The following is a 366-nucleotide window of genomic DNA, read 5'->3' on the forward strand; positions in this document are numbered from 1 at the left end:
TGATAAGCTTGTTGATTTTTCAATAACATCATCCTCTTCATCCGATGAAAAAGAGCAAAGAAGTTGGTTAATTAATTATGCAGCAGAGAGAGACCTTGCTCTAACAAAAAAAATTAATGATCTATGGTCTAAAGATGGGAAATGGCCTATAGAGGGAATTGTGCCTGGTCCCGTAAAGTGCTTTCATGTTAATGGAAATATTTTTTATGCTAATGGGTATGTTGAACATAATAAAATGCCGGTTTTTTTATCAGGTAATATTGGGAGTAAGAAATTATTTGAGGGGAATGACTCTTTTGATCCTCATGAAAACGATCCCAAGAAAAAAGTACTTTTAAGTACTGAAATATCTATAAAAAACAAAAT

1 protein-coding gene is annotated in these 366 nt (G+C 32.2%); it reads left to right on the forward strand.

Translation table 11 applies throughout. From position 1 onward, the window contains the following. The coding region (locus IM273_RS22255; protein WP_226857991.1) for a hypothetical protein at positions 1-366 on the forward strand (366 nt) is incomplete at both ends.

Origin of the sequence: Enterobacter cloacae complex sp. P13B, from assembly GCF_014895915.1 — a bacterium.
Taxonomy (GTDB): Bacteria; Pseudomonadota; Gammaproteobacteria; order Enterobacterales; family Enterobacteriaceae; genus Enterobacter; species Enterobacter bugandensis.